This window comes from Tardiphaga alba (assembly GCF_018279705.1).
Lineage (GTDB): Bacteria > Pseudomonadota > Alphaproteobacteria > Rhizobiales > Xanthobacteraceae > Tardiphaga > Tardiphaga alba.
The window spans coordinates 5,236,545-5,252,650 of sequence record NZ_CP036498.1 but is presented as its reverse complement, the minus strand read 5'-3'; the positions used below and the strand labels follow the sequence as shown (position 1 = coordinate 5,252,650).

At 63.1% G+C, this 16,106-nt stretch carries 9 protein-coding genes and 1 pseudogene; 4 read left to right on the top strand and 6 right to left on the bottom strand.

Annotated features, from left to right (window positions below):
* Window positions 1-199 precede the first annotated feature (199 nt).
* Complete coding sequence (locus tag RPMA_RS25100; protein WP_211910356.1) at window positions 200-1,708, top strand: sensor domain-containing diguanylate cyclase; 1,509 nt, start codon at window positions 200-202, stop codon at window positions 1,706-1,708.
* A gap of 30 nt (window positions 1,709-1,738) precedes the next feature.
* Here the strand turns inward: RPMA_RS25100 and galU are convergent, their stop codons facing one another.
* The gene (gene galU, locus RPMA_RS25095; RefSeq protein ID WP_211910355.1) at window positions 1,739-2,623 is read right to left on the bottom strand and encodes a UTP--glucose-1-phosphate uridylyltransferase GalU; all 885 of its coding nucleotides are present in this window, start codon (window positions 2,621-2,623) and stop codon (window positions 1,739-1,741) included.
* A gap of 273 nt (window positions 2,624-2,896) precedes the next feature.
* Between galU and RPMA_RS25090 the strand changes: the two genes are divergently transcribed.
* Complete coding sequence (locus RPMA_RS25090) at window positions 2,897-4,267, top strand: lytic murein transglycosylase (RefSeq protein ID WP_408056569.1); 1,371 nt, start codon at window positions 2,897-2,899, stop codon at window positions 4,265-4,267.
* A gap of 22 nt (window positions 4,268-4,289) precedes the next feature.
* Here RPMA_RS25090 and RPMA_RS25085 read toward each other — a convergent pair.
* Window positions 4,290-5,068: pseudogene (locus RPMA_RS25085) on the bottom strand (SDR family NAD(P)-dependent oxidoreductase).
* 175 nt (window positions 5,069-5,243) lie between these two features.
* On the opposite strand from RPMA_RS25085, the gene RPMA_RS25080 reads away from it, so the two are divergent.
* Window positions 5,244-5,606, top strand: a complete 363-nt coding sequence (locus tag RPMA_RS25080; RefSeq protein ID WP_211910354.1) for a CsbD family protein — start codon at window positions 5,244-5,246, stop codon at window positions 5,604-5,606.
* Window positions 5,607-5,674: 68 nt separating this feature from the next.
* Here the strand turns inward: RPMA_RS25080 and RPMA_RS25075 are convergent, their stop codons facing one another.
* On the bottom strand, window positions 5,675-7,318 hold the full coding sequence (locus RPMA_RS25075; protein WP_408056568.1) for an SGNH/GDSL hydrolase family protein: 1,644 nt from the start codon (window positions 7,316-7,318) through the stop codon (window positions 5,675-5,677).
* 252 nt (window positions 7,319-7,570) lie between these two features.
* The gene (locus tag RPMA_RS25070) at window positions 7,571-7,954 is read right to left on the bottom strand and encodes a DUF930 domain-containing protein (RefSeq protein ID WP_211910352.1); all 384 of its coding nucleotides are present in this window, start codon (window positions 7,952-7,954) and stop codon (window positions 7,571-7,573) included.
* 308 nt (window positions 7,955-8,262) lie between these two features.
* Here RPMA_RS25070 and RPMA_RS25065 point away from each other — a divergent pair, with 308 nt between their 5' ends.
* On the top strand, window positions 8,263-8,976 hold the full coding sequence (locus RPMA_RS25065) for a DNA helicase (RefSeq protein WP_211910351.1): 714 nt from the start codon (window positions 8,263-8,265) through the stop codon (window positions 8,974-8,976).
* Window positions 8,977-9,309: 333 nt separating this feature from the next.
* Here the strand turns inward: RPMA_RS25065 and RPMA_RS25060 are convergent, their stop codons facing one another.
* A complete protein-coding gene (locus RPMA_RS25060) occupies window positions 9,310-10,767 on the bottom strand; it encodes a glutamate synthase subunit beta (RefSeq protein WP_211910350.1) in 1,458 nt (485 codons plus the stop codon).
* Window positions 10,768-10,902: 135 nt separating this feature from the next.
* Complete coding sequence (gene gltB, locus RPMA_RS25055; RefSeq protein ID WP_211910349.1) at window positions 10,903-15,660, bottom strand: glutamate synthase large subunit; 4,758 nt, start codon at window positions 15,658-15,660, stop codon at window positions 10,903-10,905.
* Between the last annotated feature and the right edge of the window lie 446 nt (window positions 15,661-16,106).

Below are 16,106 nucleotides of genomic sequence, written 5' to 3'. Positions count from 1 at the left end.
TCCTCGTCAATTTTCTCCGGATCGTCTTACGCGTCCGCCCCGCGCCGCGCCACTCCATCTGGGCAGGTATTAAGAAACCCTTGCCGCGGATTTGCCGGTTCGCCGCAAGCCTTCATTAACGCCATATGGAACCGCCGAGAGGTACTTAAGCGCTCGGCAAGCATTCGCGTGTGATCCATATCGCACGGAGCACTGTTCTATGAAATTTCAGAAGCCTAAGGCGCGGATCGGACGCTGGCCATTGTCGGCCAAGCTGTTGATTCTGTCGTCTTTGGTGACGATCCTGGGCTTTTCCGCCATCTGCGGCACCGTGATGCTCGATATGCGCCGTGCCGAGCACGAACTGGCCAAGCAGGGCAGCGAAAACCTCGCGACCTCCATCGATTCGGACATCGGCCGCACCATCGAACAGTATGACCTGTCGCTGCGTGCCGTCGTGGCCGGCGTCAACACGCCGGAAATCGGGCAGCTCAGCCGGGAGTTGCGCCAGCTGATCCTGTTCGACAAGGCAGCCTCATCGGCCCAGTTCGGCGGCTTTCAGGTTTTCAACGCCGCCGGCGATCTGACCATCGACGCCGCATCGCTCGATCCGGCCGAGCAGAACAGCGCAGACGAAAACTTCTTCAAGGTCCACAAGAACGATGGCGAGCGCGGGCTGTTCATCAGCAAGCCAATGCTGCATCGCGGAGCCTATTCCATCGTGTTGAGCCGTCGCATCACGGATGTCGATGGCAACTTTGCCGGCGTGGTGGTCGGCTCCATCCGCTTTTCGTATTTCCATGATCTGTTCAGCCGTCTGCGGCTGAGCCCGCACGAGACGATCACCGTGGTTCGTCGCGACGGTGTGGTGATCATGCGCACGCCGTTCGATCTCGATGTGATCGGCAGGGACCTCAGCAAGACGCCTGGCGTGATGCGGGTCCTGACGCGTGCCAACGGTAGTTATTCCGGTGTCGGCGCCGTCGACAACGTCCAGCGGCTGTTCGTCTGGCGCGACAGCGGCAGGCCATTGATCGTCATCGTCGGTCGCCCGTGGGATGGCATCAACAGCCTGTGGCAGAAACAGGTCTGGCGCATCGGCGGCATTATGGCGGCCCTGATCATGTTCATCATCGTCGGCACCATATTCCTGGCCCGCGAGATCGGTCGCCGCGCCAATGCGGAAGGCAAGCTGGAAGAGCTCGCCACCACCGATGCGCTGACGGGCCTGCGCAATCGTCGCAAATTCGATGCCGCCATGGAGATCGAATGGCGCCGCGCCATTCGCGGCGCGCGGCCCATCGCGTTGCTGCTGATCGACGCCGACCATTTCAAAATATTCAACGACACCTATGGCCATCAGTCCGGCGACCAGGCGCTGATCGCCATTGCCGGCTGCATCGCGGCATCGGCCAAGCGCGCCGGCGATTGTGCCGCCCGTTACGGCGGCGAGGAATTCGCAGTGCTGTTGCCGGGCTCGTCGCTGCGCGATGCGATGGACATCGCCGAAAATATCCGCCAGCGCGTGGAGCGGATCCCGGCCGATCCCGCCAAGCTTTCCGTCAGCATCGGCGTCGCCAGCGTACGACCGCTGGTGACGATGGAATGGACCGGCTTGGTCGAGGCCGCGGACAAGGCGCTTTACGCCGCCAAGGATGCCGGCCGTAACCGATGCGCCGCCGCGGAAAATGTGCGCCGGCCCATGGTTGCTGACAACATGGCTGCCTAAGAGCTGGCTGCCTGAGCAGCCTGCTCGTCATTACTTGCCGAGGTAACGCAGCATGTCGGCGCGCAGACCTTCGCTCAGATCAGGACGCTGCAGGCCGTAGGCGATATTGGCGCGCAGGAAGCCTGCTTTCGAGCCGCAATCGTGGCGCTCGCCTTCGAATTTCACGCCGAAAAACGGCTGCTGCTTGGCGAGGCCGATCATGGCGTCGGTGAGCTGGATTTCGCCGCCGGCACCGCGTTCCTGCGTCTCGAGAATCTTGAAGATCTCCGGCTGCAGGATATAGCGGCCGGTGATCGACAGGTTGGACGGCGCCGTGCCCTTCGGCGGCTTCTCCACCATGCCGTTGACCGTGAATGCATTGGCATGGGTCGGATGGCGGTCGCCGACACTGCAGATACCATATTGGTGCGTGAGCTCGACCGGCACTTCCTCGACCGCCACGAGATTCGACTTTGCGTCCAGGCTCTGGGCGATATCGACCATCTGCTTCAGCGCGCCGGGCGCGTTGAGCACCAGCTCGTCCGGCAGGACGACGGCGAAAGGTTCGTTGCCGACGATTTCGCGGGCGCACCAGACTGCGTGGCCGAGGCCGAGCGGCGCCTGTTGACGGGTGAAGCTGGTTTCGCCGGCGCCGGGCTGGAAGCGCGCGAGCTGCTCCATCTCGGCGGTCTTGTTGCGGCCCTTCAGCGTCTCATCGAGCTCGAACATGCGGTCGAAGTGATCTTCGATGACGCCCTTGTTGCGGCCGGTGACGAAAATGAAATGCTCGATGCCGGCTTCGCGGGCTTCGTCGACCACATACTGGATCAGCGGGCGATCGACGATGGTCAGCATCTCCTTCGGCATCGCCTTGGTCGCGGGAAGGACGCGGGTGCCAAGACCAGCGACTGGGAAAACGGCTTTGCGAATTTTCATCGGGAGCTTTGCAGTGAGCTGGAAAGGAATGGTGTGCAGGCAACACAACGAGGATTGCGCGCCAAGGTTCCCTTTGCAAGCGGTAACAAAGGCGGATGTATGTCACGCGCAAGGTGATTGTCGGTATTCCAGTCGATCGCGGGCTCTGACGTCACCGCCGGAATCAGACTAGTATTAAGGGGATCGAAACCCTTCGCCGACCTTCTGTCATCACACCGTTACGATGGGGATTTCTGGATGACGACCACCCGAATGAGCGGCCGCACGCAGGTGATGCGCCGCGCGCGATTGGCTTTGTTGATCGCCGGGTCTGTATTCGCCGCGTCGCCTGCTGTGGCGCAGGCGCAATCGGGAAATCCGCTTAATTTCCTCGACAACATCTTCAATCCCGGCCAGCGCCAGGCCCAGGCACCAAGCGCGCCAGCGCCTGCGACGGGAGCCAGTGCGCCGCTGCCATGGACAGGCGAAGATGGCGCCTCCGGCCATCCGCTGATGACGGCTGCAGCTATTCGCGAGGCTGCCGCGAACTTCGATAACTGCGTTGCCGGCCTGTGGCCTGATGCCGCACGACGTGGTGTGTCCGAGCAGAATTATCGCGACATCACGGCAGGCCTGACGCCGGATCTGCGCATCATGGACCTGATGGATTCGCAGCCGGAATTCACCAAGTCGATCTGGGACTATCTCGACATCCTCGTGAACGAGAACCGGGCCGCCAAAGGCCGCGAGGTCCTGGAGAAATACAAGACCATCTTCGATGCGGCGGGGAAGAAGTATCACGTCAATCGCTACATCATCGCGTCGATCTGGGGCATCGAGTCCAACTATTCGACGATGATCGGTGACCGCGATGTCGTCCGTTCCACCGCGACGCTGGCCTGCATCGGCCGCCGTCAGGCTTACTTCAAGGACGAATTCCTCACGGCCGTCGAAATTCTGCATCGCGGCGACCTGCGCCGCGAGCAGATGAAAGGCTCCTGGGCAGGCGCATTCGGTCCGACGCAATTCATGCCGACGGCCTTCAAGCGCTTTGCCGTGGACGGCGATGGCGACGGACGCCGCGATGTCGTCGACAACCCCACCGACCTGATCTTCTCGACGGCCAACAATCTGAAGAAGGATGGCTGGCAGAGCGGACAGCCCTGGGGTGAAGAAATCACCGTGCCGAAAGGCTTCGATTATATGCAGGCCGACCGGGCGAAGTCGCAGACCATGACGCAATGGGCACAGATGGGCATCAAGCGCGCGGATGGGCAACCGCTGCCGCCCGGTCCGGAGAAAGCCTATCTGCTCGCGCCCGCGGGATCTCAAGGACCGAACTTCCTGATGATGCAGAATTATCGCGTCATCATGAAATACAATCCGGCGGAAGCCTACGCGCTGGCCATCGGCCACTTTGCGGACCGCCTGAGCGGCGGCCCGCCTTTTGTCAACCAATGGCCGCGCCATGAACGCGTGCTGTCGCGCGCCGAGCGGCTGGAATTTCAGCAATTGCTGGTGCAGCGCGGCTTCTACAAGGGCACGCCGGACGGACAATTCGGCAGCATGACGCGTGAGGCCTTGCGCAGTTTCCAGGCCTCCATCGGCGCACCGGCCGATGGCTTTGCGACGTCGGAAATGCTGGACCGCCTGCGCGGCCGCTGAGGCACGAGGGCGCTGAGGCGCGTCACGCATTCCTCGCCATCAGCCCGCCATCCACCGGAATGACTGCACCGGTGATGTAGGACGCCGCCGGCAAGCACAGGCTCACCGTCATATGCGCGACCTCTTCGGGTCACCATAGCGACGGAGCGCGGTGCGGCGCTTGGCGAAGATGACCTTGTGCTCGTCGCTGATACGTTGGGTGATGCCGGTCGTGATCGGGCCGGGGCAGATGCAGTTCACCGTGATCCCTTCGTGGCCGAGTTCGACGGCAAGCGAGCGCGTCAGGCCTGTGACGCCGGCTTTCGCCGCGGAATAGGGGCTGTGTAGCGCCGTCGCGCCGAGCGCTTCGGTGGAGGCGATGTTGACGATCCGCGGGCACCTGGACTTGCGCAGATAGGGCAGTGCCGCGCGGATGGTGCGCTGATGCGAGGTCAGCATCACGGCGATGGCGCGGTCCCATGCGGCGTCATAGCCATCCTTGTCGATCTCGGTGGAAACCGAAATACCGGCATTGTTCACGATAATGTCGAGCCCGCCAAAATGCGCGGCGACATCATTTACCACCGTCTTGATGCGCTCGGGATCGGCGACATCCAGCGTCCAGGCGCGCGCCTTGCCGCCGCTTGCGGTGATCGCATCCGCCACCTGTGCCGTGCCTTCGGGTGACAGATCGGTGACGGCGACATTGGCGCCTTCTTCGCCGAACACGCGTGCAGTTGCGCGGCCCATGCCGCTGGCTGCACCTGTGACAAGAACGGTGAGGCCGCGCACCGAGCGGCTGAGGGGCTTGTAGTCTGACAAGGGAATCCTCCGATGTTTCGCCTTCCTGATGAGGCTTGCACAAAGGCTTGCATCGAACGGCCATGAGGTCAAACGCGCGTGGATTGCGCTTTATCAAGAGCCTCGCAATCGTGAGGGAACCAGCAAGCAGTTCGAGCATTACACCGGCGAGAGTTTCCCTCACGGAGTGATTGAGATGGACAAGGACCGGATTGCAGGCGCCGCCAAGGATGCCGCTGGCAAGATCGAAGGCGTTGTTGGCAAGGCAACCGGCGACGAACGCACCGAAGCGTCGGGCCGTATGCGCGAAGCCGAAGGCACCGTGCAGAATCTGTATGGCCAGGTGAAAGACGGCGTGCGCGATGCATCGGAAGCCGCCGCGAACTATGCCAAGGATGCGCTCGACAGCGACACCTATCGCGACGGCACCCAGGCACTCACCGACAAGGTGCGCGACAATCCGCTTGGCTCACTGCTGATCGCCGGCGGTATTGGCTTTGCGCTGGCGATGCTGATGTCGCGTCCGCCGCGCCGCCGCCCTAACCGCTTCAACTACTGAGGCCTTGAACTCAAAAGAAATCCCCGATCGCGCTGCGACGGGGGATTTTTTTGCGTGCGGGATATGCTTTAGCGCGTGAAAAAGCCGGGGGAGGGCGCGGCGGCAGCCGGCCCGACATTGCCCGGCGGGCGCGGACCGGGTTGGCGGGGGCGCTGCGGCGCCTGTTGCACCGGCGGCCGACGCGGCTCATCGGTCCCGAACAAATTCCCGAAGAATGACGGCGTCTCGGTGACGACCGGCGATTTCTTCTTCGGCTGTTGTTTCGGCGGCGCCATTACCGGTGTGATGCCGTCAGGCGATGCATTCGCGGTCGGGCCGGCGCCGCCCGATGATGCAGGGGTAGAAGGCGCTGCAGCCATCGGCACGTCGCCCTTGGCCTGTTCGCGGCCGATCTCGCGGCGCGGCCAGGCGAAGTCGTCGGCACGGCCGGCGGGGGCCGACAGCGGTTCACCCTTCACCAAGGTCTTGCCGACCAGCGGATCCACATTCAGCGGGCGAGCGCCGGGACCACCGAGCAGCGTGTCGCCGCCGATCGAGGCGGCCACCAGCGGCACGATCGGTCCGGCCAGAGGACGCGGCGGCGGTGCGCCCGGCACGACATTCACGTCGGGCTGCGCCGGCTCGGTCGGCAGTGTCACCGGCGCGGCGCGGCCTGAGAGCAGGCGGGTGATCTCGCGTTCGGCGTAATGCGCCATCTTGCGGGCGCCGGGCTTGGTGAAATAGACGCCGTCCGGCGTGCGCAGGCGGCGGATCTGGCCTTCGAAATCCGGGCCCTGTTGCAGGAAGCGGCCGGATTCATCGACAAAACCGTCCCAGATATCGACATAGGTGATACCGGCCTTGGCAGCGGCGTCGCGATACAGGTTGTTGAGATAGACCATGTCGGCCATCGCCTTGGGGCCACGGACCGCGGGCAGACCAACCCACAGCACCGGCACGCCCTTGCTCTTGGCGACGTTGATCATCTCCTCGATCTTCTTGCTGTAGAGCTCGCCCCAGCGATCGTCACGGAAGGCCACCATGCCGCCGCCCTGTGCGCCGCGCTCATTCACGATGGAGCCGGGATCGTTGATATCGGCATCGTCGGCGTCGGCATTGTCGGCCGGCTTGTCGCCGGGCTTGACCTCGGCAGCGCCTTCCTTCTTCGCATTCTTCTTGTCCGGTTCGCGGATCGAAATGCGGTCGTTGAGGCCGAGCATGATGACGATGGCATCGGCTTTCTCGCCGGGAAGAATGCCCTTTGCCGCTGCGGCCCAGTCGGACGGTTCGCCCTTGGGCTGATAGCGCAGCAGGCCGGACACCGTCTTGTGCTTGCGGATCACGCCCATGTCGGGCTGTTCGGAATAAGCGTCTTCAAGGCCGTAGCCGAGCCAGTCGGCCATGCTGTCGCCGAGCACGAGCACATTGCGCTCAGCGGGCGCCGCATCGCGCTTCTCGGGTGCCGGCGCGCGCGAAAAGTCCTGCCGGCGCGGGGCTTGCTGTTGCGGCGCCTGCTGGAACGGCTGGAAGAAATCGCCGCCGAACCAGCCGCCGCCGAATCCGCCGCCACCGCGCGGCTGCTGGCGCTGGGGTTGCGGCGGGCCGCCGAAACCGAAGAATTGCGCGGAGGCCGGCACGACGATGCCGATGAGCGTGGCGAGCGCCACTGCGGTCACGGCAAGCGTCATCCGCTCGCGCCGCCACAGGTCGGGCCGCCATCTCGCTTTCGGCATTTTCGGCTTGTCAGACATGACCGCGATATGGCCTCGACCGATGAGGGGGCCAAGGCCCCGGTTCCACCGGCATAATACCGGATTCGGGCCGCAAGCGGGCGGCCTCATTGTCCGCCATCAAGCGCCGTGGGGCCGGAAGGTCAAGAAAATCCCGGATATATTTGCGGCAGGGTTAGCGGCAGGGCTCTTTTGGTGGGGGCATCATCCCTGCCGAAAGCCGGTGGCCACTTTTCGGGATCATGCTCCGCCGGGTTATTTCCAGAGCCCGTAGGCTGCCCACTTGGCCTGCGGAATCTCGGCGCCGGTCTTGTAGCTGAAGTCCAGCACGGTCTTGTGGTCGGGCGTCGCCTTGCAGGTGAGCGACAGCTGGTACCATTTGCCGCCTGCGCGATAGGCGCCGCCCTTGGCGACCAGCGTGTTGCCGAGATGCTTGGGCGGCGAGATCACGTCGGATTTCGCGCGGTCGGCGCGGGTGCCGCCCTGGTTCATCTTTTTCATCGCCTCGAGATCGCAGATCTGTTCCAGCCGGGTCTTCGGATCGAGCTTGTCGAGCGCGCGCAAAAAGCGGGCATCGGGCGCAGCCAGCGCAGGCGTCACCATCGCGACGAGCGCGAGCGAAATCGAAAGGGTCTTCATGAGTGTCCGGCGTATCGTGAGGAGCATGACGGGCGGGACGCTCCGGTTACCGGTGTCACGCTGCGTTGACTACCCCCATGCGCGTATGTGCCACTGCGTCATGGTGCACGGCGGATCGACCGTCCGTCACGATCAGACGCGGATGATATCGAACGCAATTTGCGCTACGATCTGATTCTGGCGTGACCCGCGCCTCCTCCCTCCCATGGGGAAGCATCATTCATGCGGGGTATCTGACATCCGAACCGACTGTTCGAGCGCGCATAAGGAGGGGTTGCGATCATGGCTCGCATCAGGAGGTTGTCGCAATGAAGCTCTCTGCGCCCGTTTATCGTCTCAAGCGTAACGCGCGTGTTCTATCCCGCCGTGAAAAGATTCCCCTGCATCAGGCGCTCGACGCGATCGCAGCCATCGAAGGTTTTCCAAGCTGGAGCCTGCTCGCCGCAAAACACGAGGCAACGACGCCTGCAGAAAAATTATTCACTCGGCTTGCTCCGGGCGATCTCGTTCTCGTCGGCGCGCGGCCTGGCCACGGCAAGACACTGATGAGCCTCGCGCTTGCGGTGCAGGCCATGAAGGCCGGACATCGCGCGATGTTTTTCACGCTCGAATATACTGAGAAGGACGTACTGGATCGCTTCAGTACGATCGGCTTCGATCCGGCAGATTTCAATAGGCTCTTCGAGATCGATCGCTCCGATACTATCAGCGCCGAGCATATGATTGCACGGTTGGCAGATGCCCCTTCGGGGACACTGGCGGTGGTCGACTATCTGCAGATACTCGACCAGAAGCGCGAGACGCCGGAACTGATGGTGCAAGTGCGCATGCTGCAAGGCTTTGCACGGGCCAAGGGGCTGATCTTCGTTTTCATTTCACAGATCGATCGATCCTACGATCCCGCGATGAAATCCTGTCCCGATCTCACAGACATTCGGCTGCCGAATGCTCTCGACCTGACCTTGTTCAGCAAGACCTGTTTTCTGAACAACGGCGAGGTACGGTTTCAAGCGGCGGCTTAGCTGCCGCAGTTTGCGGCCACGAAAGCAAGAGCGTTGATGATCTCACGTCGCTCGCGATGGTACTCCAATTCTCCCTCCCCAAGTGGCGCAGCCGCGCCGTGGGGTCTGGCGGACGAATTCTCCGCCATAGTGGATCAAAGCGAGCGTTCAGCGAGCTTTGAGACGGGTGGGGTGCCTCCACGAGCTCTGACGTTGCGTGGGGAGAGACCCCACCCGTCCGGCCCAAGAGGGCCGGCCACCCTCCCCAGTCGCTTCGCTCCGGGGAGGGAAAAGAAAAGAGCCTCGATGCGGGTGCATCGAGGCTCTTCGATTTTCACCGTCGTCGCTTCGTGCTTACCTCGGCAGCGTCGTCGTGCCCATCAGGGCCGTGTCGATCGAACGCGCGCAGAGACGGCCTTCGCGGATTGCCCACACCACCAGCGACTGACCGCGGCGCATGTCGCCGGCGGAGTACACTTTCGGCAGCGAGGTCGCGAAGTCGTTGAGGCCAGCCTGGACATTGCCGCGCTGGTCGAGTTCGACACCGAGCGTCTTCAGCATGCCTTCATGGACGGGATGCACGAAGCCCATGGCGAGCAGGACGAGGTCGGCCTTGAGCGCGAATTCGGAGCCGGGGATCGGCTTGAACTTGTCGTCCACGCGCACGCAATTGAGCTGCGTGACCTTGCCGTCCTTGCCTTCGAAGCTCTGGGTCAGCACGGCGAATTCACGCTCGGCGCCTTCGGCCTGGCTCGACGAGGTCCGCATCTTCAGCGGCCAGTTCGGCCATGTGAGACCCTTGTTTTCCTTCTCCGGCGGGGCCGGCATGATTTCGAGCTGGGTCACCGACAGCGCGCCCTGGCGCAGCGACGTGCCGATGCAGTCCGAACCGGTGTCGCCACCGCCGATGACGACCACATGCTTGCCGCCGGCCAAAATCTCTTTGACGTCGCCAAGCGGCTCGTTGCCGACGCGACGGTTCTGCTGCGGCAGGAAATCCATCGCGAAATGGATGCCGTCGAGTTCGCGGCCGGGGATCGGCAGATCGCGGCCATGCTCGGCGCCGCCGGTCAGCGCGATGGCGTCATAGGTCTTGGCGAGTTCAACGGGATCGACAGCGTTCGGCGCGGTGCCGCCCACCGGTGTGTTGTAGTGGAACACGATGCCTTCGCCGACCATCTGCTCGACGCGGCGGTCGATCACGGTCTTTTCCATCTTGAAGTCGGGAATGCCGTAACGCATCAGGCCGCCGGCCTTGGCGAACTTCTCATAGACATGGACTTCGTGACCGGCACGGGCGAGCTGCTGCGCGCAGGCCATGCCGGCCGGACCGGCGCCGATCACGGCGACCTTGCGACCGGTCTTCTCGGCAGCGATCTGCGGCTTCAGCCAGCCATTGTCCCAGGCCTTGTCGACGATGGCGCATTCGATCGTCTTGATGGTCACCGGATTGTCGTCGATGTTCAGCGTGCAGGACGCTTCGCACGGCGCCGGGCAGATGCGGCCGGTGAATTCCGGGAAGTTGTTGGTGGAATGCAGGTTGCGCGAGGCTTCTTCCCAGTTGCCCTGATAGACGAGGTCGTTCCAGTCCGGGATCTGGTTGTTGACCGGGCAGCCGGGCGTGCCGGGCTGCACCGAGCCGGTGCCGTGGCAATAGGGAATGCCGCAATTCATGCAGCGCGCGGCCTGGCTCTGCGTGTCCTTGTCGCCGAGCGGAATGACGAATTCTTTGTAGTTCTTCAATCGATCCGCGACCGGTGCATACTTGCGATCGTGACGTTCGATTTCGAGAAAACCGGTGATCTTGCCCATCGTGACTTACTGCCTCTAACCCGTCTCTAGCCATTCGTCATTGCGAGGAGCGGAGCGACGAAGCAATCCAGTCTTTCTTCACTTGGCTCTGGATTGCTTCGCTTCGCTCGCCATGACGGCGAGTATTACTTTGCCTTACGCCCCGATCGCGATCTGCGGTTCGGAGTCGGCGGCTTTCGCTTTCAGCTCTTTGAGCGCGCGGCGATATTCGACCGGCATGACCTTGCGGAATTTCGGCAGCCAGGTCTTCCAGTCGGCGAGGATCATCTGCGCCTTCTTCGAGCCAGCATACTTGGCGTGGCGCGAGATCAGGATGTGCAGACGCTCGATGTCCGATTCCAGCAGGTTGGCGAACACGTCCACCTTGCCATGGGCTTCGAGATCGCCGGTGTGGTGATAGGTGTTCTGCGCGACCAGTTCCTCGGAGAGGACGGGTTCGAGCTCCACCATCGCCATGTTGCACAGCTTCTCGAAATCGCCGGCCTCGTCGAGGACGTAAGCGATGCCGCCCGACATGCCGGCTGCGAAGTTGCGGCCGGTCTTGCCGAGCACCACGACGATGCCGCCGGTCATGTATTCGCAGCAGTGATCGCCAGCGCCTTCGACGACGGCGACGGCACCCGAGTTACGCACGGCAAAACGTTCGCCGGCGACGCCGCGGAAGTAGCACTCGCCCTCGATCGCGCCATACATCACGGTGTTGCCGACGATGATCGACTCTTCCGGAACGATGCCCGAGTGAGCCGGCGGACGCACAATAATTTTTCCGCCAGACAGGCCCTTGCCGACATAGTCGTTGCCTTCGCCTTCGAGATCGAAGGTGATGCCGTTGCACAGCCAGGCGCCGAAGGCCTGACCGGCAGTGCCCTTCAGCGACACCTTGATCGTGTCCTCGGGCAGGCCGGCATGACCGTAGATCTTGGCCACCGCGCCGGCCAGCATGGCGCCGGCCGAACGGTTGGTGGAGTTGATCTTGGCATCGAACTTCACCGGTGCGCCACGGTCGAGTGCCGACTGCGCATTGGCGATGAGTTCGCGATCCAGCACCTTCTCCAGGTGATGGTTCTGCTCTTCCGAGTGATAGATCTTCTGGCCGGGCAGTTCGGGCTGGCGCACGAACAGTTTCGAGAAATCGAGGCCCTTGGCCTTCCAGTGCGACACGAGCGCTGACTGGTCGAGCATCTGCACCTGGCCGACCATTTCGTCGAAGGTGCGATAGCCGAGCTGGGCCATGATCTCGCGGACTTCCTCGGCGACGAAGAAGAAATAGTTGATCACATGCTCCGGCTGGCCGGTGAAGCGCTTGCGCAGCACCGGATCCTGGGTGGCGACGCCAACCGGGCAGGTGTTGAGATGGCACTTGCGCATCATGATGCAGCCCGCCGCGATCAGCGGCGCGGTGGCGAAGCCGAATTCGTCGGCGCCGAGCAGCGCACCGATGACGACGTCGCGGCCGGTGCGGAAGCCACCATCGACCTGGACGACGATGCGCGAACGCAGGCGTTCACGCACCAGCGTCTGGTGGGTTTCGGCGAGGCCGATTTCCCACGGCGAACCCGCATGCTTGATCGAGGTCAGCGGCGACGCGCCGGTGCCGCCTTCGAAGCCGGCGATGGTCACATGGTCGGCGCGCGCCTTGGCGACGCCCGCGGCCACCGTGCCGACACCGATTTCCGACACCAGCTTCACCGAGACCGCGCCCGTCGGATTGACGTTCTTGAGGTCGTAGATGAGCTGCGCGATGTCTTCGATCGAATAGATGTCGTGATGCGGCGGCGGCGAGATCAGGCCGACGCCGGGGGTCGAGTGGCGCACGGCTGCGATCGTTGCATCGACCTTGTGGCCGGGCAGCTGACCGCCTTCGCCGGGCTTCGCGCCCTGCGCCATCTTGATCTGCATCATGTCCGAATTGACGAGATATTCCGTCGTCACGCCGAAGCGGCCCGACGCGATCTGCTTGATCGCCGAACGCATGCTGTCGCCATTCGGCATCGGCTTGAAGCGATCGGACTCTTCGCCGCCTTCACCGGTGTTCGACTTGCCGCCGATCCGGTTCATGGCGATGGCGAGCGTCGTATGTGCCTCGCGCGAGATCGAGCCATAGGACATGGCGCCGGTGGCGAAACGCTTGACGATCTCGGCCGCCGATTCGACTTCCTCGAGGGCGACCGGCTTGCGCTTCTCGTCCTCGGCGGTCTTGATCCGGAACAGGCCGCGCAGGGTCAGCAGACGCTCGGCCTGGTCGTTAAGCATCTTCGCGAAAGCGCGGTAGCGCTCCTGCGAATTGCCGCGGGCGGCGTGCTGCAGCAGCGACACGGTTTCTGCGTTCCAGGCATGGTCTTCGCCACGGCTGCGATAGGCATATTCACCGCCGATATCGAGCGCGTTCTTGAAGATCTGGATCTCGCCGAACGCCTCGTTGTGGCGGCGCACGGTCTCTTCCGCGATCTCCGGCAGGCCGACGCCTTCGATCTGGCCGTGGGTGCCGGTGAAGTACTTCTGGATGAACTCCGTCCGCAGGCCGACGGCGTCGAAAATCTGCGCGCCGCAATAGGACTGGTAGGTGGAGATGCCCATCTTGGACATCACCTTCAGCAGGCCCTTGCCGATCGACTTGATGTAGCGCTTGACGATCTCATAGTCGTCGAGCTTGGCCGGCAGCTTGTCCTTCATCGCGATGATGGACTCGAAGGCCAGATACGGATTGATCGCTTCGGCGCCATAGCCTGCGAGACAGGCGAAGTGATGCACTTCGCGCGGCTCGCCGGATTCGACGACCAGGCCCACCGACGTACGCAGGCCGGTGCGGATCAGGTGGTGATGCACGGCGGCGCAAGCCAGCAGCGCCGGGATCGGAATACGATCCGAGCCGGCCATGCGGTCCGACAGGATGATGATGTTGACGCCCTCGCGCACCGCGCCTTCGGCACGCGCGCAGAGTTCGTCCAGCACCTGCTCCATGCCCGACGCACCGAGACCCGCGTGGAACGTGGTGTCCAGCGTGCGCGAGACGAAGTGGGAGTCGGCGACATCCGAGATCGAGCGGATCTTTTCGAGATCCTGGTCGGTCAGGATGGGCTGACGGACTTCGAGACGCTTGGTGGTGGCGACGCCTTCATGGTCGAGCAGGTTCGGCCGCGGACCGATGATCGAGACGAGGCTCATCACGAGCTCCTCACGGATCGGATCGATCGGCGGGTTGGTGACCTGCGCGAAGTTCTGCTTGAAATAGGTGTAGAGCGGCTTCGGCTTGTTTGACAGCGCCGAGATCGGCGTGTCGGTGCCCATGGAGCCGGCGGCTTCCTCGCCCTGCGACGCCATCGGCGTCATCAGGATGGTGATGTCTTCCTGGGTGTAGCCGAAAGCCTGCTGGCGCGCGAGCAGCGGCAGGTTCGAGCGCTGGCCCGTCGACGGCGCGTCGGGCAGTGTTTCCAGGCGCATCTGGGTGTTCTGCAGCCACTGCGCATAGGGATGGCTGGCAGCGAGTTCGGCCTTGATCTCTTCGTCCGGGATCAGGCGACCTTCCTCGAGATCGACCAGCAGCATCTTGCCGGGCTGCAGGCGCCACTTGGTGATGATATCCTCTTCCGGAATGTCGAGCACGCCCATTTCCGACGCCATGACGATGCGATCGTCCTTGGTGACGAGATAGCGGGCCGGACGCAGGCCGTTACGGTCCAGCGTCGCGCCGATCTGGCGACCGTCGGTGAAGGCCAGCGCAGCCGGGCCGTCCCACGGCTCCATCAGTGCCGCATGATATTCGTAGAAGGCGCGGCGCTGCTCATCCATCAGCGGATTGCCGGCCCACGCTTCCGGAATCATCATCATCACCGCATGCGCGAGCGAGTAACCGCCCTGCACAAGGAATTCGAGCGCGTTGTCGAAGCAGGCAGTGTCCGACTGGCCTTCATAGGAGATCGGCCAGAGGCGGCTGATATCCTTGCCGAACAGCTCTGATTCCACCGAGGCCTGGCGTGCGGCCATCCAGTTGGTGTTGCCGCGCAGCGTGTTGATTTCGCCGTTATGCGCGACCATGCGGAACGGATGCGCCAGCGACCAGGTCGGGAAGGTGTTGGTCGAGAAGCGCTGATGCACCAGGGCCAGCGCGGACTCGAAATCCGCTTCATGCAGGTCGGCATAATAGCTGCCGAGCTGGTCGGCCAGGAACATGCCCTTGTAGATCGTGGTGCGGCACGACAGCGAGCAGCAGTAATAGCCCGACAATCCGCGCTCGCGGCGCGAATAGATCGCCTGCGAGATCGACTTGCGCAGGATATAGAGGCGGCGCTCGAAGTCGTCGGCGTCCTTGATCTTGGCTTTGCCGATGCCGATGAAGACCTGCATGACGGTCGGTTCGGTCGGCTTCACGCTCTCGCCGAGCGACGAATTGTCGGTCGGCACTTCGCGCCAGCCGAGCAGCTTCAGGCCCTCGGCCTTGATCTGGTCGCCGATGATGCCCTGCAGCACCTTGCGCCACGGCACGTCGCGCGGCATGAACAGCGCGCCGACGGCATATTGGTCGGGCTCAGGCAGCTCGAAGCCGAGTTCCGTCGCCTTGCGGGCGAAGAACTTGTGCGGGATCTGCACGAGAATGCCCGCGCCGTCGCCGAAGCGCGGATCCGCGCCGGTGGCGCCGCGATGCTCGAGATTGCAGAGAATGTTGATCGCGTCCGAGACGATCTTGTGCGACTTCGCGCCCTTGATGTTGGCGATGAAACCGACGCCGCAGGCGTCCTTTTCCTTCGACGGGTCATACAGGCCCAGCGCCGGCGGACGGTAAGTGTGCAGCTCAGGTTTGATTGCGGTATCTTTCACGTGAGCCGATTTGATAGCCGGGGCCGCCGAATGCGTGCCGGTTTCGATCAATTGGCGCTCGTGCTCTGATCCGCTCATCTTCGTCCTCTCAGCCCCAGTCGGGGCTCTGCCACCCTTGTCGGCGCACCTTTGACATCAGCGGAACCCGTGTCGGGCTGCCGCTCGCGCCTTTAGCGAGCCTGGTTTTCAGAATTAAGACTGGTGGCAACCCGCCGTCCCCGGTGGCCGCCCCATATCCTGCCTTAACAAGCGCCTCTTTAACGGCAGCGCTCGCTTATGTCGCAGCCCCTATGCGGGTTCTGCCACAAAAAATTGCGACAGTGATGCTGTCCTAACCATCACCTTGCCAAACTTTTATCTAGCACACAAGCGCAGGGAAGTCCGCCGCCGCAATGCAACAGCGCATGGCAAATTGCCCTAGCTCGCAGGTCCGGGCGGCGGAAATCTCACACGAAGGCGCCGCGATGCCGCCCTTTGGCTGCCGAAATCCCCTACGAGGTTGCGTTCGTCCGTTAACGCCTGAG